Origin of the sequence: Kiloniella laminariae DSM 19542 (assembly GCF_000374005.1) — a bacterium.
In the GTDB taxonomy this organism is placed as follows: Bacteria; Pseudomonadota; Alphaproteobacteria; order Kiloniellales; family Kiloniellaceae; genus Kiloniella; species Kiloniella laminariae.
The window spans coordinates 35,393-59,079 of sequence record NZ_KB893170.1; the positions used below are offsets into that span (position 1 = coordinate 35,393).

Consider the following 23,687-nt stretch of genomic DNA (forward strand, 5'->3'; position numbering starts at 1 on the left):
AACGGATCCGCCGGAGCAACTCAAACACAAACAGATCAAAAGATCCCGACCTAACGCAGGATCGTGCTGTCCACCTGCCTGATATCCCGCTTGCCACAAAGAGCCATGGTCACATCCAGTTCACTGCGGATAATGTCCAGCGTCTTTGTCACCCCCGCCTTGCCCATGGCCCCAAGTCCATAGAGGAAAGGACGTCCGATGTAGGTGCCTTTGGCTCCAAGAGCCACAGCCTTGAGCACATCCTGCCCCGAACGAATACCGCCATCCATATGGATCTCAACCTTGTCGCCAACGGCTGCCACGATCTCGGGCAAAGCCTCGATAGAGGAAATCGCCCCGTCAAGCTGCCTGCCGCCGTGGTTTGAAACGATGATAGCATCTGCGCCGGTTTGCAGGGACATGACGGCGTCTTCAGCATCAAGGATACCCTTAAGGATCAGCTTGCCGCCCCAGCGTTCCTTGATCCAGGCTACATCTTCCCACGAGAGTTTGGGATCGAACTGTTCCGCGGTCCAGGAGGAGAGAGAACGAAGATCTTTCACCCCCTTGGCATGCCCGACAATATTGCCAAAGGATCGGTTGCTGGTGCCCAGCATGCCCAGACACCAACGCGGCCTTGTCGCCATCTGCCAGATATGATGCGGCGTAAACTTCGGTGGTGTGGACAGGCCATTACGCAGATCCTTGTGGCGCTGCCCCAGGATCTGCAAATCTAAAGTCAAGACCAGAGCCGAACAGCCCGCAGCCTTGGCCCGGTCAATCAGGCGCCCGGCAAAATCCTTGTCTTTCATCACATAGAGCTGAAACCAGAACGGCTTGCTCGTTGCTGCCGCGACCGCCTCAATGGAACAGACCGACATGGTCGAAAGGGTAAAGGGTACACCCGCTTCCTCACAGGCCTGCGCCGCCAGGATTTCACCATCCGCGTGCTGCATACCCGTCAGCCCGGTTGGGGCAATCGCCACGGGCATGGCAACATCCTGCCCGACCATCTGCGTCGCCAGGGACCGGTTGGTCATGTCCACCGCCACCCGCTGGCGGAATTTGATCTTCTGGAAATCACTTTCGTTGGCCCGATAGGTACCTTCGCTCCAGGATCCGGAATCCGCATAATCAAAAAACATCTTCGGCACCCGGCGACGGGCCAACTTTTTCAGATCGGCGATTTCCAGAACAGCTGCCATGATACCTTTATCTCCCGCAAAAACGATCAAACTCCCCTGTCACAACCAAAGCATCAGGGCACTGGTCACCATACTTACCAGCCTTTAAACTTGTATACCAGTATCTGCGGTTAATTATCGCAGTCCCCACTTACACATCAGCCCCGACTTTTTGCCGGGGCTGATTATTTAATACGAAACATTTATGGAAATATCACCACCTCTTTTTCTTGCGCCACGGTGCATTGATCTGCCAGTCCCCGGCCATGATGCAGCCATAGGGCAAAACTTCGTCAACAATATCGGCCAGGCCATAACGACTGATCTGCTTTCGGACTGTTGCCGCGTTTTTATAGGCACTGGGCAATTCGGAAATATCCATCTGCCCGGTAAAGAACCGGGCATCCAGACCTCTGGTTTCCTCGGCGAAGATTTCCTCGTTGCTGCGCCCCATCAGCCGCTTTTTGTGCTGGGTACGGGAAAAATTCCGCCCGGCTCCATGTGGTGAGAATCCCAAACCATTTGCCGCATTACTGCCACGAACAATCAAAATGGGTTCCGCCATGTTCAGCGGGATCAATGTCAGATCGGTGGCGTCCTCTGCCCAGCCGTTAAACGCCGGTGTCGCCCCCTTGGCATGAGAGAACAGCCCGTCCGAACGGCGAAAGACAAAGTTGTGCTCGTTCCAGAAACGGTCGGAAACCGACGTCGCCAGACGGTCTGCTGCCATATCGTGAATCACAAGATGATTGCCCTTGGTCCAGTCACGGATAATCTGCAAGGCCTCCCAATAGTCGTCCCCATCCCGCGTGTCTGCAGGAATCCAGGCATTCTCTTTCAGGGTTTCCGGCGACAGGTCCCGGCGATATCTCTCCGCCAGTTTCATCCCTGCACTATAAAGTCGGGCACCGGGTGCACGGGACCCATGATGGGTGACCAGCGCCGTTTCTCCGCTCGACTTGATCGTGCCGACATAGGCAAAGTGATTCCCGTCGCCCTGGGTACCGAACTGTTCAATCGCCTTGCTCGCAACATTCCGTAGGAAAGGATTGGCGTCAAACCGGGCCATGACAGCATCCGAAGGCCTAATCTGCTGTCCGCGCGGACGCCCGCCCGGACCAAAATGCGTGACGGCATGCACAGCATCCAGCAGAACTGCAGGCGCAATTCCGGGATAGACCGACAGCGCCATCGAACAACAGATATCAGCCGAATGCATCCCCGGATGAATTGCTTCAGAAACTGCGATTCCGCCAACCGGGATCGTCCCCTGAGGCCCCGCAGGACAGGCATCCGGCATCACAGCTCCGGACCGAACGACGGGTGTTCGCATCAGCTCTGCCATGGTGCGCTTTACGGCTTCCACATTCGCGGTTTCATCTTCGGTTTCAGCTTCAATGTTCAGATGAAAGTCTACAGCCTCGACCGCTTTTAACGGCACAGCAGGCGCAGGCTCAAAAGTTCGCGCCAATTCGATCGCCATTTCAAAGCTGCCGCCAGCTTCCAGAACTCCGTTCGCTTCTCTCAATGCTTTGCCAAACCACTTTCCGGTAGGGAAACCCGCATCGATCAGATCCTGACCTGTAATACTCTCAGTCATTTTTTCACTTTCTCTTCTTTTGATGACAGAGATATTTCAAGTTACATGCCAGATTGACGTCACAGAGGTTATTTCCACCATATCCATTTAATTTTAAATGATAATTTTCAAAACCAGACCAAAAGACAAAATTTCCAATAAATAAAATTATGTATATAATAATATAAAAATTATAACTTGGGATAAATTATGAAAAAGCTAGTGATCATTGGTTTTCTTGGCACAACCCTTGATACCGGTGCCAAAGACAAACGCTGGGAGAGATGGCGCCCTTCGGTTGCCTTGTGCCAGCAACCGGGACTGTCTGTTGATCGCCTAGAGCTGATCAGGGGCGGTCGCTCCGCCAATCTCGCCCGCTCTATCATTCAAGACATTGCCGAAGTCTCTCCTCATACCAAAGTCAGGGAACATATCCTTCCCATGCAGAATCCTTGGGACTTCAGTGAGGTCTATACTGTCCTGCACGACTTTGCCCGCAGCTATCCCTTTGACCCGGACAAGGAAGACTATCTGGTCAACATCACCACCGGAACGCATGTGGCCCAGATCTGCTGGTTTCTCCTGACCGAGGCCCATTTTATCCCCGCCCGCCTGCTCCAGCTTTCCCCCCGCAGCAAAGCGGACAGGGATTACAGTCCAGTTGGGGCCCATGCGATCATTGATCTAGACCTCTCGCGCTACGACGAAATCTCCAGGCGTTTCGCCCTTGAACGCGACGAAGCCGCATCTTTCCTCAAGTCAGGTATCGCGACCAGAAACCCGGCCTTCAACCTGATGATAGACCAGATAGAAAAGGTTGCGATCCGCTCCAAGGCGCCCGTTCTGCTCACCGGCCCAACCGGGGCCGGGAAATCCCAGCTGGCGAAACGGATCTTTGAACTGAAAAAGGCCCGTCGCCAAGTCTCCGGTAACTTTATTGAGGTCAACTGCGCCACCCTGCGCGGGGATCAGGCCATGTCGACGCTTTTTGGCCACACCAAAGGGGCCTTCACTGGCGCCCAGTCTGATCGCGCAGGCCTGATGAAATCAGCCGACAAAGGTGTGCTTTTCATGGACGAGATCGGTGAACTGGGTCTGGATGAACAGGCGATGTGTCTGCGGGCCATCGAAGAAAAGAAATTCCTCCCCGTAGGCGCAGACAAGGACAGCACTTCAGATTTCCAGCTTCTGGCAGGCACCAACAAGGATCTGGCCGCCTGTGTCAGAGAGGGCAGCTTTCGCGAAGATCTCTATGCCCGCTTGAATCTCTGGACTTTTCAGCTCCCCGCGTTGAAAGACCGCCTTGAAGACATTGAACCCAATCTGGATTTTGAATTGCGGCGCTACTCCGAACAAGAGGGCGACAACATCACCTTCAACAAGGAAGCCCGGGACCTTTATCTTAGTTTTGCCCATGAGCCTGAAGCCCTGTGGCGAGCAAATTTCAGGGATCTTTCCGCATCCATTACCCGTATGGCTACTCTGGCGCCAAAGGGCCGGATCGACGAAACCACTGTCCGGGAAGAAATCGACCGCCTAAAACAACACTGGAACGCCGCAGCAGAGAACCGGAACTCAAATGACGATCTCCTGAAACACCACCTGGACAAACAGCAGATCGACCAGCTTGATCTGTTTGACAGGGTACAGCTCGGCACCGTGCTGTCGGTTTGCCAGCAGAGCAAAACACTTAGCGCCGCGGGGCGAACCCTGTTTGCGATCTCTCGCAACAATAAAAAAAGCGGCAACGATGCTGATCGTTTACGCAAGTACCTGCAGCGCTTTGATCTGATGTTTGAAAAAATTCAGAAATGAACATCAGTTTCAGAATATCTCTGAACCAACACGAGCCAAATTGCCTAAAACCGGAAAGATAATAAGGGGAGAGAAATGGTAGCGGAGGAGAGACTTGAACTCCCGACACGCGGATTATGATTCCGCTGCTCTAACCAGCTGAGCTACTCCGCCACAGAGTGACAATCACATCGTGTCTGATCTGACTGTCGCAGGCCTGATTCGTCATCTTCCTGCGTGGTGAGAGGGTGATAATGCCCCGGAACAGAACTGTCAATAGTCGAATAGGGCCAGAAACATTTTTTTCTCCGTAAACCGGGGCAGAAGCCCCTTTTGTCAGAAACCAGAGCCCCCAACATTAACTTGATGAATAGTATGGCAGAAATTACTCTCTCTACCATAACCAACCGGACAAAAGCTGAAATGGCGATCAAATTCTCGATGAACCGCACCACCTGGGAACATCACTCTCACCCCTTAAGCGTTTGGTCAAGGCTGGCAACCGGCTGGATGATCTTCCCGGCGGTCTGGAGCCACAGCAGCTGGGGCTGGACGCTTGCCGGTATTTTCATCCTGACTTTTGCCTTCTGGATGTACCTCAACCCGCGTGCCTTCCCCAAACCCCGGCACACTGATTCCTGGGCGTCACAGGTCACCTTCGGCGAGAGAGTCTGGCTCAAAGAAGTCCCCTTTAACGGGCTGGAGGAAATTCTCGACCTGCACCGGACAGCCACACGTTTACTCGGCGCACTTGCGGGCATCGGTTTTATCTGCGGGATTATAACAGCTGCCTTGAATCTCTTCTGGCCGACCATGTTCTTTGCCCTCGCCATGATTGTTGGTAAGATGTGGTTCTGTGACCGCATGGTCTGGCTGTTCAATGATGCCACCGACGCCCATCCAGAACTGGCCGACTGGGTTTACTGACTTTTCTTCCCGCTGATTTTTCGACGAATATCCTCCCCCTCAGGAAGTATCTTTCAGATATCCTTTTTCAAACAGCAGTCCGTCCTGCCCGACAAAGCGCCTGATCCTCTCGAGCTCGGCTTCTATCGCCCGCTGCCTGCCCGCCGAGTACTTAACTTTGGGTTCAAGCCACAGCCCCTTGACCACAAGCGCCTGTTCCTGCCGTTTCATATCGATCCGGCCAATCAGCTTTTCCCCTTCAAGCAGCGGGAAAACATAATAGCCGTACTGACGCTTTGCTTCAGGAACAAAGACCTCGATCCGGTAATGATAGTCGAACAGCCGTTCGGTTCTCTTGCGGTCCCGGATCAGGGGATCAAAAGGACTGAGCACCCGAACCCGCCCCGGTGTCGAAGGCAACTGCTCCAGCTGCTGCTCGATATCCCCATAGGCAAAGACCCGGCGCGAACTGGAACCATTTGCGCCAGCCACCTCGACCTCGACCAGATCCTTCCCCAACTGTCTCTGGCACCAGGCCTTTGCTTCGGCCGGAGAAATCCCGTCCCAGAAAGCGGCCAACTCGCCTGCTGTAGCAAAACCGAGCCTGTCCAGCGCCGAGCGACAGGACCAGTCGAGAAAATCAACATCCATCACTCTCTTTTCAGTCACCGAAGGTGGCAATACCCGCTCGGTTAGATCATAGACTTTCTGGAATCCCTCCCTTCGGTCCACAGAAAGCGCCCCGGTACGCCAGAGAAACTCCAGTGCGGTTTTTGACGGATGCCAGTCCCACCAGCCCTGGCTGCCTTTGGGCTTTTTGCTTCCACCTTCAAGCGCCAGCAGATCCCGTGACAAAACCGCACCTTCGGCCCGGATATGCTCCAGTACCGATGCAAAACTTTCTTCGAAACCCTCCCGGCGCCATTTCCGCCAACGCTCAAGCAAGGCAGCTTCATTCCGCTCAAATCGGTGCCTCCAATAGGGGAAGAAGCGGGTGGGAATGACAGAGGCATCATGGGTCCAGTGCTCAAAGAGCGCTCTGTCCTGTTCCAGCAAGCCGTTCAGGTTTTCTTTTCGATAGGTCTGGTTGCGCGAGAACAGGATCATGTGATGCGCCCGTTCCACCGTGTTGATACTGTCGACCTGGACAAAGCCCATACGTTCGATCAATTCGAGCAGCGCCCCCCTGCTCTGTTTGGAGGTCGGGTTATCGCATAGCCCCTGCCGGGACATAAACAGACGGCGGGCCTGGGAATTTGATATCTGGAGAAGCATAAGGAAAAAGCTCGCGGGCGATGAGAATTCACCCCGAACATAACAGGAACAAATTAGAAAATCCAGTCAAGATGAAAAGCTGGGCTTCGCCCTTCAGTCTTAAGCGGCACCCTGTTCTTTTTCTGCGGCAAGTGGCTGCTTTTCTGTCGAGACGATCCAGCCACCGCCCAGCACGCGGTTGCCGTCATAGAACACGGCCGCCTGCCCCGGGGAAATACCGAACTGGGGATCATGCAACACCACCCGGGCACCGCCCATCCCCAGGCCCTGGCCTTCGGGATAGATCGTCGCTTCGGAGGGTTTTGATGCCGAGCGGATCTTGACCGAGACCTTGCGTCCAAGATCGCTGAGTGGCGCGCCCAGCCAGTTCAGTTCACTGACCAGAATAACATCGCGCGACAGGGCTTCTTTCGGGCCAACCACCACCTGTTTCTTCTCGGCGTCAAGGCGGATCACATAAAGCGGGTCTGCTGTCCCGCCAACCCCGATCCCCCGGCGCTGTCCAACTGTATATTTGATAATGCCGTCGTGCTGCCCCAGAACGGTCCCATCCAGATGGACAATATCGCCCTGGTCCAGTGCACCGGGACGCAGGCGTTCAACCACCCGGGCATAGGACCCGTCCGGCACAAAACAAATGTCCTGGCTGTCCGGCTTGTCGGCCACCGACAGACCCATCCGCTCTGCGATCTCGCGGGTTTCGGTTTTAGGCAGTCCGCCCAGAGGAAACCTCAGGAAATCAAGCTGTTCCGGCGTTGTGGTGAAGAGAAAATAGGTCTGGTCCTTGCTGTCATCAAAAGCCCGGTGCAATTCGGGGCCGTTTGGCCCTTCAATCCGCTGCACATAATGCCCGGTCGCCATAACATCGGCGCCCAGATCCTTGGCCATGGCCAGCATGTCCTTGAACTTGACCTTCTGGTTACAGCGCACACAGGGAATGGGGGTCTCGCCGCGCATATAGCTGTCGGCAAAGTCTTCCATTACATCCTGTTTAAAACGGGATTCATAATCGAGCACGTAATGGGGAAAACCAAAACGATCCGCGACCATCCGCGCATCATAGATGTCCTGCCCCGCACAGCAGGCACCTTTTTTCTCCAGCGCGATCCCGTGATCATAGAGCTGCAGCGTGACACCTATGACGTCATAACCTTCTTCCTTGAGCAGACAGGCGACAACAGAGCTGTCCACACCACCGGACATGGCAACAACCACACGCGTGTCCTTGGGGTCTTTATCTATGCCAAGAGAATTCATCGATCTGCCATCTCGTTTGTCTTGTGTTGTCAGCCCATTTTTCAAAAGGGATAAAGACTGACATCCAAAGCCTGTTTACTCTCCCGGCCTATGTAAGGCGCACAGCACTGGCAATCAAGCCTTAATACCCGAGGAAGATAATCGGGCATAGCCAGCACAAACCTGTTCCGGAATTTTGCGCAGCTTAACAGAGAAGCTGTCTTTTGTTAATGGTCTGGACGACAGAGGCCCTGTGCAAGAAATGCATACAGGGTAATTCATACTGGTAAAGGTCAGGAATCAACAATTTTCCGGGCTTGAAAAGGTACTTATTCTCAGTCTGCCTGGGCAACATCAACCAATCTGCGAAGAACGATGGGGTCCCGAACCAAATCAATAAGCAGGGAGAAATGCCCTTTTCCTCTGCGCAAGAAACGGTTTTCCGGCGGGACGCGCCAGCGATCGGCCAGAGCAAGCCCCCCCTTATAAGGAGTCAGATCATCGGACTGCCCCAGCATCATGATTGTCTTATGGGGCGGAACCACGGAATGACCGGCAGGCTGCACAAAAGGCAAACAGCGGGTGTAGTCTTCTTCTCGCCAGCCCAGTTCGTGAAGCTGGTTCGGCACCCCCAGCGCACCCGTCAGGCAACTTTTTTTCAACACCCCCATAACATCACCACTGGTGGCAATTAACAAAAGCGCGTCTGGCTTCAGTCTGTCCGGCCAGTTCCAGGCAACAGTAGAGAGCAGCTGCGCGGTCAGAGCTCCCATACTGACTCCCCCCAGAATGACCGGACCACCGCGTTGCCAGCGCACCCAGTCAATCAGGACGGACAGATCACTGATCCATTGACGAAAGAATTCGACCAGCCCGATCGGACCGCGGGCCAGGGTTCTCTCCCCGGCAAACCAGCCAGAGGTTTTACGAAAGGCATGTTCCGGCTGCTGCACCCGCAAAACCCGAAATCCGGCCTCGGTCAAGGCGCAAATCGGATCTTCCCGATCCTGGAAGCAATCCTGTTCCACACCAAGCCCCTGCAAAAATATAAAGGTCGGTGCATCAGGCTCCAGGCCCGTCAAAGGCTCATAACAGCGTACCCAGTTTTCCCCTCCTCCCAGAAGAGAGGGATATCGCAACCAGTATTCGCGCCCGTAGACCCCGTGAATGGAATGCGACATCACCATCCGGGGCATGGCAGAGGGCGGAGCAAAGGCTTTTTCCGGCTCTTTGAGAAAATCAGCATATTTTTCCTGAAAATCTCTTGGTGTCGGCAGATCCCAGCCAATCGGGGCAACCTGACGGCGCAGATCACGAAACAGCAGAGCCGATTCCAGTAACCTCTGGGCGGTTTCCTGGCGGCGCAACTCTGAAAAAATCCGTCCGGCAATGCTGAGATCGTCACCGAACATGACAACCTTCCAGCGCTCAAAAGCAGACTTGGCAACATAATGACGAATACTGACCTCGGTCAGCGCATCATCACAACTGTCAGGCAGGGCCTGTTTAAGCTGAAGCCTGTCAGCAAGGACACGCGCATCACCCTCACAAGCAATCGCTGTATGGAGGATGCGCGATAAAGGAAAGAGATAGTTGACCCCCAGACGCAACGCCAGGGCATCAAACCAGGGGCGCGCCAGATATCGCCCTATCGTTCCCCGTACCATGGGAAAGGGACGCGGGGGCGGAAGACACTGGGCAGAACTATGAAACCGTTCTCTGTTCACCTGATTTTCTATACATGCTGTTCAAAAGGAACTTGTTTTGCTTGTCACTTCAGGTCGGCGCATCACCACTATAGCAAAAATTTATCTAAAATACGCGACAATTGCCCCCGAACACTAACACTTGAGGCCTCGTTTTTCTATTTTCTTTGGAAAAGCTGCTTCAAATCATCACTCTGGCAGACGATCAATCAGGTGAATATAGGACCCCAGCACAGACCCGAGTCGGCAGCCCGCTGTCCCCAGATCCTTTCCTCCCGCATCCTCGACCTGGAATAACGGCTGCTCTCCTTCGCCCCTGACGACTGTGGAATAGTGAAATTCATGAGCGGCAAACCCCTGCCCTGTCAAGCCAAGCGGGCTTTCAACCAGGTTTCGCACAACCCGGTAGCCGAGGGAGCACTTGCGAACAGCAAAAGAAGTCTCGACAGGTAACAGCCCTGCCATGGCGTGATGATCCCCCCGACCATCGATCAACCCCTGTCCCAAAACCATATAACCGCCACACTCACCGAAGATGGTGGTTTTTTTCTCTGCAGCAGTGCGAAGCGCCCCCATGAAATTCTGGTTGGCACCAAGCTGTCCGACGTGAAGCTCCGGATAACCGCCGGGCAAATAGATTGCATCTGCATTTGTCGCGGGGCGCTGATCTTCAAGAGGAGAGAAAAACGTCAATTCTGCCCCGCTCTGACGCCATCCCTCAAGCAAGGCCGAATAACAAAAAGAGAAAGCAACATCACTCGCCACAGCAATGCGCTGACCGATCGGCGGCACCAGCGTGCCCATTTCCCGCACAGCCAGACGCGAGGGACGTGCCAGATCAAGCAAGGCACGACAGTCAACATCCCAGGCAACCTGTTCAGCGGCATGGTTCAGAAACCCATCCAGTTCGCTGTGTTCAACAGCCTGTACCAGACCAAGATGCCGGTTGGGCAGCACCATCTCGTCCTGTCGGCGTAAATGCCCTAGTACTGGAATTCCGAGAGGACGGCAGGCTTCATCCAGCAATGCCGCATGACGCGGAGACCCAACCCGATTAAAGATAACTCCAGCAATATCAAGTTCAGGATCAAAGCTCGCAAAGCCGTGCAGCACCGCGGCGGCAGAAGCCGACATGCCCTTGACATCGATGACAAGAACCACAGGCCAGCCGGTTTTTTTGGCAAGGGCAGCGGTTGATCCAGCACCACCTACGGCACCATCAAACAGCCCCATCACCCCTTCGGCCAGAATGACCTCCGCATCCCGTCCGGCCAGGGCAACAAGCGCGGCAAGACTTTCGGCACGCAAAGCCCAGGGATCAAGGTTATAACAGGGCCTGCCCGCAGCAGCAGCATGATAGGCCGGGTCGATATAGTCAGGCCCCACCTTTACTGGCGACACACGTTCCATATTATTTCGGAAATGCCGCAGCAGAGCGAGGGTCAGCGTGGTTTTGCCGCTCCCAGAGGACGGCGCGGCAATGATCAGGCCCTTGCTGGATTGTTGCATCTGCGCTTCCCCTCTAAGATTATATCACCACATTAGGCGCTTGCAGTCTTTTCCGGCTTGTCCCGATGGCCGAGCGGATCACTTTCCAGTACCCGTCCATTGATTGCCCCGAGCCAGTCCAACCCGGACCGCAGCCGAACCACTTCACCCACCACCACCAGAGCGGGCGGCTGGATGCCACAGGCCTCCACATCCTGGACACAGCTGCCGAGGGTGGTTTCCAACACTTCCTGCTGAGGCGTAGAAGCTTTACTGACAATGCCAACAGCTTCACTTGGCAATCGTCCGTTTTCCATCAGCCGGGCAGCGATTTCGCCCAGATGCTTGATCGCCATATAGATCACAATCACAGGAGATCCCTGAGCAATACCCGCCCAGTTGATATTATCCGGCACAATCCCGTTGGCATTGTGCCCGGTCAGAAAGGTCACAGCAGAGTTACATTCGCGGTGTGTTACCGGAATCCCGGCATAGGCCAGCCCGCCAATACCGCTGGAGATACCGGGAACAATCCGGAAAGGAACATTGGCCTCGACCAGGGTCAGTGCTTCTTCTCCGCCGCGGCCAAAAACAAAGGGATCACCGCCCTTCAGGCGCAAAACCCTCTTGCCTTCGCGGGCGAGTTGAACCAGCCGCTGGGAAATATCGGCCTGCTTTGGCGAAGGCTTGCCCCCCCGTTTACCCGCGTATTCAAGCAGACAATCCGGCCGGGCCATCTTGAGAATATCTTCTCCGACCAGCGCATCGTAGACCAACACGTCGGCTGACCTCAGCGCATGCAGGGCATAAAGCGTCAGCAATCCGGCATCTCCGGGGCCTCCCCCGACCAGCCAGACCCAGCCGGGTTGAAACTCCGGCAAATCAAGAAGCAGTTTATCCATTTATCACACTGTCCTTCTCGTGTAGCTTCGCTTGATTGACACCACCATACCCGCTATTTCCTTACACAGCCTTACCAGTGGAAAAGTCTGCTGTATTGAGAAACATCGGTAACTGGCGGGCCCACCCGGAGACAAGCCAAACGGTCTGTAGAATAACGTCATGGCACGAAAACCTGAAGGAAAATTAAGAAGAGGCTGGACTACCGGTGCCTGTGCCACTGCGGCAACCAAAGCGGCCTATACAGCTCTCCTTACAAATAACTTTCCCGATCCCGTTACTATAACCCTGCCCAAGGGAGAGCAACCTGCTTTTGCGCTTTGCCGTGAAGAAAAAACTTCAGATATGGCCATGGCAGCAATCATCAAGGATGCAGGCGATGACCCCGATGTAACCCACCGTGCCATTATCATGGCCTCTGTTCGCCATGGCCTGCCTGGAAGCGGCGTAGTCTTTCACGCAGGCGAAGGCGTGGGAATGGTAACCAAACCCGGTCTTCCAATTCCGCCGGGGCAACCAGCAATCAATCCTGTACCACGCCAATTGATGCAGGCCGTCATTGCCGAAGTTGCTGCCGCGCATACCGGCACGGGTGATGTAGAGATTACGATCTCCATTCCTGACGGTGAAACCCTGGCCCAGAAAACATGGAATCCGCGACTGGGTATTGTCGGCGGCCTCTCCATCCTCGGCACTACGGGTGTCGTTGTTCCCTTTTCCTGCTCTTCTTGGATTCACTCTATCCATCGCGGTATCGACGTCGCCATAGCCACAGGCAGATCTCATGTTGCGGGCTGCACAGGCTCCACATCAGAAAAAGCCGTCATGGATTTCTACGGCCTCGGCGAAGGCGACATGCTCGATATGGGGGATTTTGCAGGTGGCATGCTGAAGTACCTCAAAACTCACCCCCTGCCCCGCCTGACAATCGGCGGTGGCTTTGGCAAGCTGACCAAGCTGGCTATGGGCCATCTGGATTTACATTCCGGTCGCAGCCAGGTCGACATGAGCTGGCTGGCTGAACGGCTCAGGGAGCTTGGAGCCTCGGAAGATTTCCTCAAAGAAGCCGAAACCGCAAACACAGCCAACCAGATCCTGACCCGCAGCCTGAAAGAAAACATCCCTCTGGCTGAGTGCATTGCAAATCTGGCACGCGATGAAGCCCTTAAAATCCTCAAAGGCGAAACTGCCGTCGATGTTATTCTCATCGACCGTCCGGGTAAAATTATCGCCCGTAGCGAGATCGCTTCATGAAAGCCCCCATCCTGAGGTCCGTTTCACAATTGAAAGTACTGATCCTCGGCGGTGTCACCGAAGCCAATGAACTTGCTGAACTACTTGAAAAACATAATGACTTTACACCTGTTACCTCACGCGCGGGTGTTACAAGCCAAAGGGCCGCTGTTTCCGGCACCGAACGCCTTGGCGGATTTGGTGGGGTTGAAGGCCTAAAAAGCTATCTGGCAGATACATTCATTGATGCTGTTATCGATGCCACACACCCCTTTGCCAGGAACATGACCGATAATGCCGCCCGCGCGTGCGATCAGCTAGCTATTCCGCGCGCGGTTTTACGTCGCCCGACATGGAAAGCTCAAGAAAAAGACCGGTGGATTTCCCTTCCCAACCTTTCCAGCGCCGTGAGTTATATAAAAAACCTGCCTTCAGGCAGGCGTGTATTTCTCACCACCGGACAGCAGGAACTCCCAGCCTTTTTGACCCTCTCACAGCATCACTTTATCGCCAGGATGATCGAACCCCCCTGTTTCGAGAAACCTCCAGCTAACATGGATCTCCTTCTCGAACGCGGCCCCTTTTCCCTGACGCAGGAGCTGGCCCTGATGAAACGACATCAGATTGATCTGCTTGTGAGCAAAAATTCCGGCGGCAGGGCGACAGAGGCCAAACTCAGAGCCGCCCGCGACCTTGCTCTGCCTGTGTTGATGATCGAGCGCCCGGCAATCCCTGCCGGATCCTTTGTCATAGAAACACCCCGACAGACAGTAGAGTGGCTTGAAGACTTGCTAAACAGCATGACAAACTAGGACAGGCCGACCTTGCACTTCAACCTGCCTCATCAACAATACCGCCTGCTTCTCTCCCTATTGCTTTTGACCGTCCCGGCTGTGCCTGCAGTTGCCGGGAGCTGGTGGCAACCACAGGGCATTCTTGACTGGGACTGGCAGCTGCAACCGCCACACAATTTTGATCGCAAGGTCCAGATTATAGACCTCGATCTCTTCGACATCTCAAGGGAAACCATCGAAGCTCTCCAGCAAAGTGGCACTAAAGTAGTCTGTTATATCAATGTCGGCGCCTGGGAAGACTGGCGCGCCGACGCCGGAATCTTCCCTCCTGAAATTCTGGGTAACGATTATGAAGGATGGGCAGGGGAAAAGTGGCTTGATATCCGTCGACGGGATTCGCTCGCACCGATTATGCTGGCGCGCCTCGACCTTTGTGCAGCCAAAGGTTTTGACGGGGTTGAACCCGACAATATGGATCTGCACAACGAGGAAACCGGCTTTGAAATTTCGCGACAGGATCAGCTTGTCTATAACATCTGGTTGGCCGAAGAAGCCCACAGCCGCGGGCTGTCCATCGGCCAGAAAAATGCGCCTGATCTGGCCCGCGACCTGGTAGTCCATTTTGACTGGGCTTTGACCGAGGATTGTTTTACCGAGGGCTGGTGCCAGGAAATGTCACCCTTCCTTGACGTGGGCAAAGCTGTTTTTGCTGCCGAATATACCGACAGGCAACAGACGATAGCCCCCTATTGCCAGAAAGCAAAACAAACAGGGATAAGCCTGATCCTGAAAAACAGGGAATTAACCCGGATCACAGGTGCTAGCTGCCCCTAATGTTTACTGGATACGGCAAGATCACTGAGCTTTGTGAAACCAGGGGTTTTCCGAAAAGGACAGAACCTCCAAGCACTCTGGCTTAGACAACCTGGATCTTTACCGAGCGCCCGAAATTTTCCTGAATAAGATTCTTGGCATGTGCAATCATCTTCAGGCTTTCAGCCTTATGAATTTTAAAGGTATGGCGTCCGCTCTTAAGTGAATGGGTCACAAAATTATGAAGGCCATAAGTAATTAGGAAATTAAGTTCTTTAGTCATTTTTTTCTTCTTATTGTTGAGTATAGTTTTAGGTACTAAGCGGTTATAAATCAGCCCAGTTTTGAAAAATTTGCGCAAGATAGGCCTGCTTTGGCCTCTGGACGGTATATTTTACCGCGAATCAGAAACAGTCGTGCAGATTCTATTTTCAGATCACTGCCGGAGATACAAATGTCTGAAACCTGCCCCTGAGCTTCATCGCTCTGTTATATATGGGGAGTAAATGCTTCATAACAAACCGGAGATTAGAGCTGAGCTCGATAATTCCGTAAAGGCCAAAACCAGACCAGAAATCAGGCCTGAATATCCAGCCTGACTGTTTCCCGAATTTTCCAGAAAATTCATTTCGGAAAAATCATTCCGGGAAGATCATTCATCTTGAACAGAAAAAGAAAAGGTTCGCGAAACCGCGAACCCTTCCTCGCATTCAGACGTTTGTCTAAAGCTTAAACCAGTTTCAGGTTTTCAGCAGAAGACTTGCCGTTGCGTCCAGCTTCCAGATCGTAGGAAACTTTCTGGCCTTCGTTCAAAGAAGACAGGCCAGCGCGTTCAACAGCAGAGATGTGAACGAAAGCGTCGTTAGAACCATCTTCTGGCTCAATGAAACCGAAGCCTTTAGTTGCATTAAAGAATTTTACTGTACCGATAGTCATAATATATATCCTCATGACAGGAAGAATTAGATTTTGTGTCTTACCTCATGCAAAACACGGTTTTTTCAACGCTCACACTGTCAGGGATTAGAAAGCTCATCGGCGAACCGAAAGTTCAAATAACACTAAGTAGATGCAATACGTATGCCGCACTTATAGCTGATATTGGAGAAGAGTCAACTGGGAAAGATTTTCATCTTAACGGGGTAAGCCAATTGTATGCTGTCTTCTCAATCAGTCACTTTGTCTGATCTCGCTGGTCCCCGCCCCACTGTTCATCGCCTCCAGCAACCAGATTTGAATAGAAAACACAGGAATAGAAAACCAATGTCCGTCAAGCTTGCAAGCGATCGTAAATCCGAAATTATTCAAGAGCTCGTTAGCTTTTATTATTCAGAGTTTGACGAGAATCTAAGCGACTTTCGCGCTGAAGCCCTCGTCGACTTTCTACACAGGAAGTTAGGTCCTTCTCACTACAATCAGGGAATCGCAGATGCCCGAAAGTATATGGCAGAGAAAATTGACGACCTCGATGCCCAGTTTTATCTACCTGAAGAATAAAACAATCCAAGTACAGGCAAACAGGAGGCTGAAAGAACCCCGCGTGTAAATTATTCTCCCTTTCGTTCTCCTGGCAGACGGACATAAAAACAGGCGCCTTCTCCGACAGCGCTTTTTACCCGGATTTCCCCACTGTTTCGCTCCAGAATATCTTTGCAAAGCGGCAGGCCTAAGCCCGTCCCCGGTTCACCAGAAGTCCCCCTTGTCGAGGTCTTTTCATCCAGTGAAAAAACTTTCCCAATCTGCTCTGGAGTCATACCAACTCCATTATCGCAGACAATAATCTCATACATATTGTTACCAGAAGAATCGACAGAAACCTCGATCCGGCCACCTTCATGCGTAAATTTAACCGCATTGGTAAGCAGGTTGCGTAAGACCGTCAGCACCATATTTCTATCCGCAAAGACTGTGGTGCCCTCGACCTGGTTTTCCAGGTTTATGTTTTTTTCCAGGGCCTGCGGCCTGACGATATCGATACTTTCCTTGACCAGTTCTTTTAGCGAAACATTTTCCGGATCAGGCGAACTTTCCAGCATTTGCAACCGTGACCAGGCCAACAGGTTATTTAACAGGCCATAAACCCGGCTTCCAGCCTCATGCGCATCCGCAGCATAGCTGGTCAATTTCTCCCTGCTCAAATCCCCCGCCTTTTGTGACATCATCTGGGTCATGCCCAACAGCGCAGTAAAGGGGCTCTTCAAGTCATGTGATATGATGGAAAAGAACCTGTTTCTGATATCAACTTCATAGCTAAGTCTCCGGTTCAGCTCGGCTTCCTGTTCCGCGAGTTCTGAAAGCTCCGCAGCCTGTCTTGCCATTTTCTGATGTGCAACCTTGGCTTCTTTGAGCATCTGTTCAAGCCGGGAATGAAAAATACTCAGTGTCAGAAAGACAATCAGCATCGTGATCGCAATCACAACAACACCAACAAGAGAATTGGCCAGCAATCCCTGGCGGATGGCCTCAAGAGACTCTGCCTCTTGCTGCTCGACAATGACATGCCACCCAAGCTCTGGAATATAACGAGAGTTGAGCAGCATGATTTCCCCGTCCCGCTCATACTCGAAAAAACCGGGGTTGGGAGACATTATGTCTTTGGCCAGACCAGAGACCCCCTGGGCCTCGTAGATATTGTCTTCTGTAACAAAAGCTCCGCGAGAGCGCACAGAAATCGTACCTGTTTCATCAACAAAGTAGACACTTCTTCCGTATATTTCTTCGTAACGCCCCACGATCTCGGCAACGGTATCAAGTTCCAGCCCAACCCCGACTGCAGCAAGAAACTCACCCTTCGCATTCAGAATCTTGTGATTGATAAAGATAGTAGCCGTATTGCCCTGTTCTTCATTCAGGTCAACGTTCAGCTCGTAAATCTCCTTCATTTCACGAACCCGAAAAAACCAGTTATCCTTTGGGTCCTGTTCTGAAACAGACTGGCTCAAGCCGGAAAAATGATAATAATTCCGGGTTTTCTCTGACACTAGAAAACTGGTGAACAACCCATATTCCCGTTGAATTTCTCCAAGGTACTGAGAAATTTTTTCAACATTCTGTTCTCCCTCTGTCAGCCAGTCCTGGACAAAAACATCATTGGCCATCAGGGAAGCAACAAAAACCGGCTGCAGGAGATCGCGCTGGATTTCTGAATAGATATTGTCACTGGTCAGCGGCAGCTCGTTCTGGATCAGAGCATCACGCAGTGTCTTCTTCGAAACCTGATAGTTCAGAATATTCGTGATCAGAAATCCGGCCATCAGAATCAGGCCGATAATCAGAATAAGAGGTCCGCGCACCGAATAAGGGTTTTTCCACCAGGATATCATCTACTACGCGCCTTATTCCCGCTATCTGCCTGCTATGTGACAATGTTTTCTATCGCCATAACACTATGAGGACAAGCCCTCAGGGGGAATAGTGCACCTATAGACGTAACTTCACTTTAACTCTCTATTCTGACAGCACTCAATATCGGCCTGAGCAGTAAGGGCTAAGCTCTCTGTCATACCAGATACTATAGCAAACTCATTCGGATTAGTTCTGCCGATCAATCCAGATGATCAACTGGCTCACAGCCTCTTCTAATGCGTTCTCTTTCACCTGGTCATTTCTTTTCTCTCTTGTACCTGAGCAATGACTGTCACAGCGATCCCCAGGGCAATCACCCCCGCCCCAAACCAGGTCATCGCACTATAGACCTCGCCCAGCAGGGCCGTCGCAACCAGCAGCCCGACAGCTGCAGCGACATAGCCGATCTGACTTAACAACACAGGCCCCCCCTGCTGCTGAAGCCTGAAGAATACTGGAAAGGTCAAGCCAGCCACAACCCCTTGCGCCACGGCGGTCCAGGGAACCAGGCTCAATTGAGCCAGAGGGATCGTCCCTTCACTCACCAGCAGAAGCAGCAGATAAACCACAAGGGCAAAGCCGTGGCTCCAGAAGGCCAACCCATCCGGCTGTGCCTGATCCGGCCAGTCCATTGTCCTGTATATATTGCCACAGGCCAAGGTCGCGGGGACCAGCAATGCAGCAATAATCCAGATCAGCTCAGGGGCTTCAGGCGCAGCCCCCCGGGTAATGCTGACAAGCATCGCACCAACCAGTCCCAGTCCGATACCCGCAAGCCCGAGACGTCCCGGAGTTTTAAGCCGAAACAGCACAGCCAGTGTCAGGGTAAAAACAGGCGAGAGGGCGAACATCAACCCGGCATAACCTGAGCCAACATGGGGAATAACACTGAACAAAAGCACATTCGGAAAAACAAACGAAATCAGCGCAGACACAATGACATAGCGCAGCATCTGCCCTTTCGGCAACGTCAGCCGACGGCGCAACAGCTGAACGGGCAACAGCATTGCACTGGCCCCCAGCGAGACAATCAGCGCCCAGATCATCGGTGAAACTCCGGCTTCACCCGCAATCTTGCCCAGGGGGAAGTTAAAACCGATCAGCGTCCCCGTCACCAGCAGAAGAGAAACCGGACTGCCGAAAAGCCTCGGCCCTTTCATCGCACCTTCCCCATAACTCCCGCCATCAACAGAATTTTCAGAAGAAACCGGCATCATGCTTCACTTTCCTGAATTCTAACCAGACAAGACTGCCCGGTGTTTTTACAAATCGCCTTCCATAAGCTCCCGGCCCATTAAACTCCCGGCGGAAACCCATATGAGATTATCTCAGTGCCTCTGTGGGGAATAACCCCGAAAAAGCAATCTCTTGCAACCCATATCTCTGGCTTGGTTCCTCCCGCTCCTGCAATTCTTGGGGCAAGACAGCAGGATCAGCCCGCTTGCCAAGCGCCACAGCAATTTCGACCTGGTACTGCTTTGGAACCTGAAGTTTTTCAGCAATCTGGTCATGAAAGATCCCGGCCATGGCATGAGCCTGGTACCCCAGCGCCGTCGCCTGCAGTGCCATCTGCGCCCAGGCCGCCCCGGTATCAAACGAGTGATACCCCGAAGGTTTGGCAGGATGGGTTTCATCGCCCGGCATCATTTTATCAGACAGAACAATCACCAGGGCAGAAGCCTGGGCTGCCCAGCCAGCATTAAAAGGATCAAGCAAAGATAGATAATCATCCCAGTGCCTGTCTCCCCGAAAAGCATAAAGAAAGCGCCAGGGCTGGATGTTGTAACACGAAGGCGCCCAGCGCGCAGCCTCAAGCATTGTCATCAAGTCTGTTTCCGACAGCTGAAAAACGCCATCATAGGCTCTTGGTGACCAGCGTTCGATAAAGAGAGGTTCCACTGGAAAATCAGGGATTCTCGAATTTTTCCTGACATCATCGACATCATTCGCATCAAAAGGCATGTCCCTATCCTTTACATCAAAGAGATTTCATTTTAATTTGACATCATGTATTTCGACAATAATTATTTCGATATCAAATTACTTTATATCGAACAATTAAGGTGCCAAGTGCCATGAGTCAAGATCCCTTGAAGAAAAAATCACGCCCGTCATCTGCCTCCGCAAATGCCGAAGGCGGCCCGATGGACTCGATTTTGGCGCAGTGGCGACGGGAAAGACCGGATATTGACCCCTCGCCCATGGCGGTTTGCGGCGAGATTTGGCGTGCCGGAGAAAGACTGCGCCAGGAGGTTCTGGCCAATTTGGTTCAGTACAGTCTGGATTTTGCCGGTTTTGACGTCTTGCTCACCCTGCGTCGTCAGGGCAAGGGCGAAACGCTCTCTCCCTCGGCATTGGCCAAGGATATGATGCTCTCTACATCAGCCATGACCAATCGACTCGACCGTCTGGAAAAGCGGGGACTTGTCCTCCGTGCCAGTGATCCCCTGGATCGGCGCGGCCTTAAAATAGCCCTGACCGAGGAAGGCTTTTCCCTGGCCAATGAAATCGTCGGCTCTCACGTCCGGACAGAAGAAAACATGATTTCAGCACTGACAGAGATCGAGCGCGATCAGCTGCGAAGCCTGTTGGCCAAGATTCGATAGCCGGGGATCCGATAGCCCCGGATCCGATAACATTGGATCAGAAAGATAAGGATACCCTTACTGGGTCAAGACCTGGGACGGCAGGTAGAAATACTTTTTGTAGGTCGGGTCAATCCTGTCCAAATCAGGGTTCTCGACCGAAAGTATTCGGCGCGAAGACAGGTTGATCCTGTCAATACTGGCCTGATATTCTGCTTGCCAGAGTTTGAGCAGCGCCCCGTCTTCATAGGCGGCAATCAGCCCGGTCATAACCCTCTGCGCCTGAGCCTCGTTGCCTTTTGCGGTATAGAAGAACTTGGGAAAGGGATAATAGAGGATCAGCTGCGTATCGTAGGACAGGTTCTCAACCTCACGGTTGGCCTCCCACTCCTGTAAAAACTCGTTGATCCCTCTGGGAAAAAGATCCACCCGGTTATTGGCGACCATCTGAAACATACCGTGATAATCACTGGCTTCTGTCACCCTGAAACCAGCCTGCTTCAGGATTTTGGTATCTCCCCAGCCAATTCCCTGAACTACCGTGAATTTCTGTAACTGCTCCAGCGAGCTAACCAGACGCAACCTCTCTCGGGTCTGTTCGGATGCAAAAAACACCCGATAACCAAGAATGCCCAGATCTATCGGAAAAGGCACCGCCACCATCTCCTGGGTACGTTCAAGCGTGACCGCATTGGCAACAAAGAAATTCGGGTAGTATCCCTTTTCAACCTCAATCATCGCCCGCTTGGTGTTTGCACCCATTTTTGAGCGTTCAAGCCGATAGGGACCAAATTCCTCAACGGTTTTTTCAAGCGCCAGTTCCAGCAACTGATGCTGATATTCATAGCGGCGATCCTGATGAGTTTCCGGGCCCCGTGACGTAAAAACCGTCGGCTCAGCAGACTGCACCTCAAGGCTCAGAAAAAGAAAGGGTACAAAAAACAACCCGCGAAAAATCATCCGACCAAACAGCATCACACACCACTGGCGATCTCATCGCCCAAAATCCGTCCGAACCCGCTGAACAGTCTATGTATCATGAAGGAACCATCACAACTGTCCAACTCCGGACAGGATGCCCGAGATAGATTAAGCAAAAGAAAAAATCATCCCGGCAAGGCAAGCAGACAAAGCCGGTCTCGCTTCTTCGGTATTTATAAATCTTGTTTGGCGGATTCCCTCAGCTGTTTTGAGGTCGCTATTTCCCGGCTTCTACCATTTCCCTGATTTTAAGCGCCTTTTCAAAATGATCCAGCTTGTGGGTCATGATCCACCAGTCAGCTGCTTCCATCAAAAGCTCTGGATCATCATTTTTGTTGGCGAAAAACGCATAGAAGGAAAGCCCGACCGACGGCCCTTTTTTTTCGATCTTGCTGTTACAGATCTCAACGATTTTTTGCCGCAAAGACGCTCTCATATTCCCTCCAGAAGTCAATTCCCGAAACAGGCCTGGATCTGTTTTGACCTGAATCAGTTCTGGACAAAAGCACTTCTCTGCCCTTCTTTCAAGCAAACAAGGGAGAGAAGACATCTGCCTTCTCCCCCTTCATGACCAGACAGAAATCAATCCTTCTCAGTTTGCCGGAACACTTTGCTGTAATTTCAGAAGCGATTTGGGTTGTGGTTTTGGGTCAACCGGCACCGCCCTGATTTTATCAATCTGGACTTTCCCTGGGGCCTGTTTCAGGGTCGTTGGAGTATTGAATTTGGGTTTCGGTTGACATTTCCAGCTGTAGAAACTCTCGTCAGAACTGCTGCTTGCCGGTTCCAGAACTTCCACAGTCCACGAACCGTGCTTCTTGTCGCTCGGTGTATTCTGGAAGCCCTTGATATCACCGCCCTGCTGGGGGCTGTTGATGGCAAGCTTGTTAATATTTCCGCCTGACGGCGCGACAATATGCCGGATAAAATCAATCGTTTTCAGACCGTCATTATTGAAGCTGATAGTATTGACCGGTCCTTTGGCTCCCACTTCATTGACCATCCGGTATTTGACTGTACCTTTGCCCTGGGCCTTGAAGGTCAAACGAAAGCCAAGATCGGCCGGGCACTGACCGATATAATCCTTGATATGAGGGGAAACTTTCGCTTCAGTAAGAGCAAATTTCGCAGCGAGATTATTGTTCGAAACCTGCGCCGGTGAGGATTTGACCAGATCCGGATCGCCCTTGAACTTGATACCGATCGGGATCATTGCCGTCATGTAACCGCCCTTGCTCACAGCTCCCTTGTTACAAAAACCCGCCAATGTCACCGGGCGCATGACGCTGATAAACTGATCCTGCTTCAGGAACTCCAGCTCACTCCCACCTCCGTTTACATGTGCCTCCAGTTTTTTATTGAACTCTTCAACCGGATCAACACGCACAGATGGATGCCCATTTTTGATATTGGCAAGCGGCACTTCAAAAGGTTCGGCATTCCCGCCTTCAGCAATCCAGCCGCCCAACAACCCCGTCCAGACCTTGAAGGTCGGATGATAGCTATCCTGATAGAGCGCATTGACAGGAACGATATTATCGCCCTGTCGATGGGCCAGACCGAAATACATCGTCCCCTTGTCAAAATCGACTTTCTTGTCTTTCTTGCATTGGACAAAACCTTTCAGCGGAACATTCATCACACTGTTGACGGGCTGAACATCCATCTTGCTGACCAGTTTTGATCCGGATTTGTTTTCCAGCTCAATCATGTTGAGGTTGATCCCTTCCATCGACAGGGTCACATCTTCAACATAATCGGAATTGCTCCGTGGGGAATTGGCCTGTGCAACAGGATTCAGGGCCGCCACGGCCAGCGCCAGCGCAGTTGTTGCCAGCAGGAGGTTATGCGTCCGTCTCATTTTTATCTCCTCAAGTTAGGTTCGACCT

General features: G+C 52.5%; 22 protein-coding genes and 1 tRNA gene. 7 read left to right on the forward strand and 16 right to left on the reverse strand.

From position 1 onward, the window contains the following. Positions 1-50: 50 nt before the first annotated feature. Together B152_RS0120235 and B152_RS0120240 are read right to left on the reverse strand one after the other, a co-directional pair. Positions 51-1,184, reverse strand: a complete 1,134-nt coding sequence (locus tag B152_RS0120235) for an alpha-hydroxy acid oxidase (protein ID WP_026261747.1) — start codon at positions 1,182-1,184, stop codon at positions 51-53. Between the two features lie 193 nt (positions 1,185-1,377). Then, the gene (locus tag B152_RS0120240; protein ID WP_020594279.1) at positions 1,378-2,763 is read right to left on the reverse strand and encodes an RtcB family protein; all 1,386 of its coding nucleotides are present in this window, start codon (positions 2,761-2,763) and stop codon (positions 1,378-1,380) included. Between the two features lie 189 nt (positions 2,764-2,952). On the opposite strand from B152_RS0120240, the gene rtcR reads away from it, so the two are divergent. Next, complete coding sequence (gene rtcR / locus B152_RS0120245; protein ID WP_026261748.1) at positions 2,953-4,557, forward strand: RNA repair transcriptional activator RtcR; 1,605 nt, start codon at positions 2,953-2,955, stop codon at positions 4,555-4,557. A 76-nt stretch (positions 4,558-4,633) separates the two neighbouring features. Here rtcR and B152_RS0120250 read toward each other — a convergent pair. Next, positions 4,634-4,710 (reverse strand) — tRNA-Met (locus tag B152_RS0120250). A 201-nt stretch (positions 4,711-4,911) separates the two neighbouring features. Here B152_RS0120250 and B152_RS25665 point away from each other — a divergent pair. Continuing rightward, positions 4,912-5,463, forward strand: a complete 552-nt coding sequence (locus B152_RS25665) for a DUF6653 family protein (RefSeq protein WP_020594281.1) — start codon at positions 4,912-4,914, stop codon at positions 5,461-5,463. A 39-nt stretch (positions 5,464-5,502) separates the two neighbouring features. Here the strand turns inward: B152_RS25665 and B152_RS0120260 are convergent, their stop codons facing one another. From B152_RS0120260 to cobA, 5 genes are all read right to left on the reverse strand, one after another. Further along, a complete protein-coding gene (locus tag B152_RS0120260) occupies positions 5,503-6,717 on the reverse strand; it encodes a winged helix-turn-helix domain-containing protein (protein ID WP_020594282.1) in 1,215 nt (404 codons plus the stop codon). 99 nt (positions 6,718-6,816) lie between these two features. Then, entirely contained in the window at positions 6,817-7,974 is a 1,158-nt protein-coding gene (gene mnmA / locus B152_RS0120265; RefSeq protein ID WP_026261749.1) for a tRNA 2-thiouridine(34) synthase MnmA, read from the reverse strand. A 314-nt stretch (positions 7,975-8,288) separates the two neighbouring features. Continuing rightward, the gene (locus B152_RS0120270) at positions 8,289-9,680 is read right to left on the reverse strand and encodes an alpha/beta hydrolase (RefSeq protein ID WP_157231200.1); all 1,392 of its coding nucleotides are present in this window, start codon (positions 9,678-9,680) and stop codon (positions 8,289-8,291) included. A 168-nt stretch (positions 9,681-9,848) separates the two neighbouring features. Continuing rightward, entirely contained in the window at positions 9,849-11,168 is a 1,320-nt protein-coding gene (locus tag B152_RS0120275; RefSeq protein ID WP_020594285.1) for a cobyrinic acid a,c-diamide synthase CobB, read from the reverse strand. Between the two features lie 32 nt (positions 11,169-11,200). Then, positions 11,201-12,049, reverse strand: coding sequence for a uroporphyrinogen-III C-methyltransferase (cobA, locus tag B152_RS0120280; protein ID WP_020594286.1), 849 nt, complete (start codon positions 12,047-12,049; stop codon positions 11,201-11,203). Between the two features lie 160 nt (positions 12,050-12,209). On the opposite strand from cobA, the gene B152_RS0120285 reads away from it, so the two are divergent. The 3 genes from B152_RS0120285 to B152_RS0120295 are packed head-to-tail and all read left to right on the forward strand — an operon-like array spanning position 12,210 to position 14,908. Continuing rightward, positions 12,210-13,301 carry a cobalt-precorrin-5B (C(1))-methyltransferase gene (locus B152_RS0120285; protein WP_020594287.1) on the forward strand — a complete coding sequence of 364 codons (1,092 nt, stop codon included), beginning with the start codon at positions 12,210-12,212 and terminating at the stop codon, positions 13,299-13,301. Continuing rightward, positions 13,298-14,092, forward strand: a complete 795-nt coding sequence (locus tag B152_RS0120290) for a cobalt-precorrin-6A reductase (protein WP_020594288.1) — start codon at positions 13,298-13,300, stop codon at positions 14,090-14,092. Before B152_RS0120285 ends, B152_RS0120290 begins: the two co-directional genes overlap by 4 nt. Before the next feature lie 12 nt (positions 14,093-14,104). After that, on the forward strand, positions 14,105-14,908 hold the full coding sequence (locus B152_RS0120295; protein WP_020594289.1) for an endo alpha-1,4 polygalactosaminidase: 804 nt from the start codon (positions 14,105-14,107) through the stop codon (positions 14,906-14,908). Positions 14,909-14,990: 82 nt separating this feature from the next. On the opposite strand, the gene B152_RS0120300 is transcribed toward B152_RS0120295, so the two are convergent. Further along, positions 14,991-15,170: a hypothetical protein gene (locus tag B152_RS0120300; protein WP_157231201.1), complete on the reverse strand. Its 180-nt coding sequence runs from the start codon at positions 15,168-15,170 to the stop codon at positions 14,991-14,993. A 446-nt stretch (positions 15,171-15,616) separates the two neighbouring features. Next, positions 15,617-15,823 carry a cold-shock protein gene (locus B152_RS0120310; RefSeq protein WP_020594292.1) on the reverse strand — a complete coding sequence of 69 codons (207 nt, stop codon included), beginning with the start codon at positions 15,821-15,823 and terminating at the stop codon, positions 15,617-15,619. 327 nt (positions 15,824-16,150) lie between these two features. Here B152_RS0120310 and B152_RS0120320 point away from each other — a divergent pair, with 327 nt between their 5' ends. Further along, a complete protein-coding gene (locus B152_RS0120320; RefSeq protein WP_020594294.1) occupies positions 16,151-16,384 on the forward strand; it encodes a DUF2164 domain-containing protein in 234 nt (77 codons plus the stop codon). Positions 16,385-16,434: 50 nt separating this feature from the next. Here B152_RS0120320 and B152_RS25670 read toward each other — a convergent pair whose 3' ends face one another. The 3 genes from B152_RS25670 to B152_RS0120335 all read right to left on the reverse strand — a co-directional run bounded on the left by B152_RS25670 (position 16,435) and on the right by B152_RS0120335 (position 20,194). Then, entirely contained in the window at positions 16,435-18,210 is a 1,776-nt protein-coding gene (locus B152_RS25670; RefSeq protein ID WP_020594295.1) for a sensor histidine kinase, read from the reverse strand. A 270-nt stretch (positions 18,211-18,480) separates the two neighbouring features. Further along, entirely contained in the window at positions 18,481-19,449 is a 969-nt protein-coding gene (locus tag B152_RS0120330) for a DMT family transporter (RefSeq protein WP_020594296.1), read from the reverse strand. Between the two features lie 106 nt (positions 19,450-19,555). Next, complete coding sequence (locus B152_RS0120335) at positions 19,556-20,194, reverse strand: nitroreductase family protein (RefSeq protein ID WP_020594297.1); 639 nt, start codon at positions 20,192-20,194, stop codon at positions 19,556-19,558. 113 nt (positions 20,195-20,307) lie between these two features. On the opposite strand from B152_RS0120335, the gene B152_RS0120340 reads away from it, so the two are divergent. Next, a complete protein-coding gene (locus B152_RS0120340) occupies positions 20,308-20,838 on the forward strand; it encodes a MarR family winged helix-turn-helix transcriptional regulator (protein WP_020594298.1) in 531 nt (176 codons plus the stop codon). Between the two features lie 57 nt (positions 20,839-20,895). Here the strand turns inward: B152_RS0120340 and B152_RS0120345 are convergent, their stop codons facing one another. The 3 genes from B152_RS0120345 to B152_RS0120355 form a co-directional block, all read right to left on the reverse strand. Further along, entirely contained in the window at positions 20,896-21,792 is an 897-nt protein-coding gene (locus B152_RS0120345) for a hypothetical protein (protein WP_020594299.1), read from the reverse strand. A 223-nt stretch (positions 21,793-22,015) separates the two neighbouring features. Beyond that, positions 22,016-22,234: a DUF6500 family protein gene (locus B152_RS0120350; protein ID WP_026261754.1), complete on the reverse strand. Its 219-nt coding sequence runs from the start codon at positions 22,232-22,234 to the stop codon at positions 22,016-22,018. 156 nt (positions 22,235-22,390) lie between these two features. Beyond that, the gene (locus B152_RS0120355) at positions 22,391-23,659 is read right to left on the reverse strand and encodes a hypothetical protein (protein WP_020594301.1); all 1,269 of its coding nucleotides are present in this window, start codon (positions 23,657-23,659) and stop codon (positions 22,391-22,393) included. Positions 23,660-23,687: the final 28 nt, after the last annotated feature.

Bases quoted from the DNA above. Each gene is read 5' to 3' on its own strand.
- B152_RS0120285 (WP_020594287.1), top strand. From the start codon at position 12,210: ATGGCACGAAAACCTGAAGGAAAATTAAGAAGAGGCTGGACTACCGGT.
- B152_RS25665 (WP_020594281.1), top strand. From the start codon at position 4,912: ATGGCAGAAATTACTCTCTCTACCATAACCAACCGGACAAAAGCTGAA.
- mnmA (WP_026261749.1), bottom strand. From the start codon at position 7,974: ATGAATTCTCTTGGCATAGATAAAGACCCCAAGGACACGCGTGTGGTT.
- B152_RS0120275 (WP_020594285.1), bottom strand. From the start codon at position 11,168: ATGCAACAATCCAGCAAGGGCCTGATCATTGCCGCGCCGTCCTCTGGG.
- B152_RS0120310 (WP_020594292.1), bottom strand. From the start codon at position 15,823: ATGACTATCGGTACAGTAAAATTCTTTAATGCAACTAAAGGCTTCGGT.
- B152_RS0120320 (WP_020594294.1), top strand. From the start codon at position 16,151: ATGTCCGTCAAGCTTGCAAGCGATCGTAAATCCGAAATTATTCAAGAG.
- B152_RS0120355 (WP_020594301.1), bottom strand. From the start codon at position 23,659: ATGAGACGGACGCATAACCTCCTGCTGGCAACAACTGCGCTGGCGCTG.
- B152_RS0120240 (WP_020594279.1), bottom strand. From the start codon at position 2,763: ATGACTGAGAGTATTACAGGTCAGGATCTGATCGATGCGGGTTTCCCT.
- B152_RS25670 (WP_020594295.1), bottom strand. From the start codon at position 18,210: ATGATATCCTGGTGGAAAAACCCTTATTCGGTGCGCGGACCTCTTATT.
- cobA (WP_020594286.1), bottom strand. From the start codon at position 12,049: ATGGATAAACTGCTTCTTGATTTGCCGGAGTTTCAACCCGGCTGGGTC.
- B152_RS0120235 (WP_026261747.1), bottom strand. From the start codon at position 1,184: ATGGCAGCTGTTCTGGAAATCGCCGATCTGAAAAAGTTGGCCCGTCGC.
- B152_RS0120340 (WP_020594298.1), top strand. From the start codon at position 20,308: ATGAGTCAAGATCCCTTGAAGAAAAAATCACGCCCGTCATCTGCCTCC.
- B152_RS0120345 (WP_020594299.1), bottom strand. From the start codon at position 21,792: ATGCTGTTTGGTCGGATGATTTTTCGCGGGTTGTTTTTTGTACCCTTT.
- B152_RS0120330 (WP_020594296.1), bottom strand. From the start codon at position 19,449: ATGATGCCGGTTTCTTCTGAAAATTCTGTTGATGGCGGGAGTTATGGG.
- B152_RS0120350 (WP_026261754.1), bottom strand. From the start codon at position 22,234: ATGAGAGCGTCTTTGCGGCAAAAAATCGTTGAGATCTGTAACAGCAAG.
- B152_RS0120300 (WP_157231201.1), bottom strand. From the start codon at position 15,170: ATGACTAAAGAACTTAATTTCCTAATTACTTATGGCCTTCATAATTTT.
- rtcR (WP_026261748.1), top strand. From the start codon at position 2,953: ATGAAAAAGCTAGTGATCATTGGTTTTCTTGGCACAACCCTTGATACC.
- B152_RS0120260 (WP_020594282.1), bottom strand. From the start codon at position 6,717: ATGCTTCTCCAGATATCAAATTCCCAGGCCCGCCGTCTGTTTATGTCC.
- B152_RS0120335 (WP_020594297.1), bottom strand. From the start codon at position 20,194: ATGCCTTTTGATGCGAATGATGTCGATGATGTCAGGAAAAATTCGAGA.
- B152_RS0120290 (WP_020594288.1), top strand. From the start codon at position 13,298: ATGAAAGCCCCCATCCTGAGGTCCGTTTCACAATTGAAAGTACTGATC.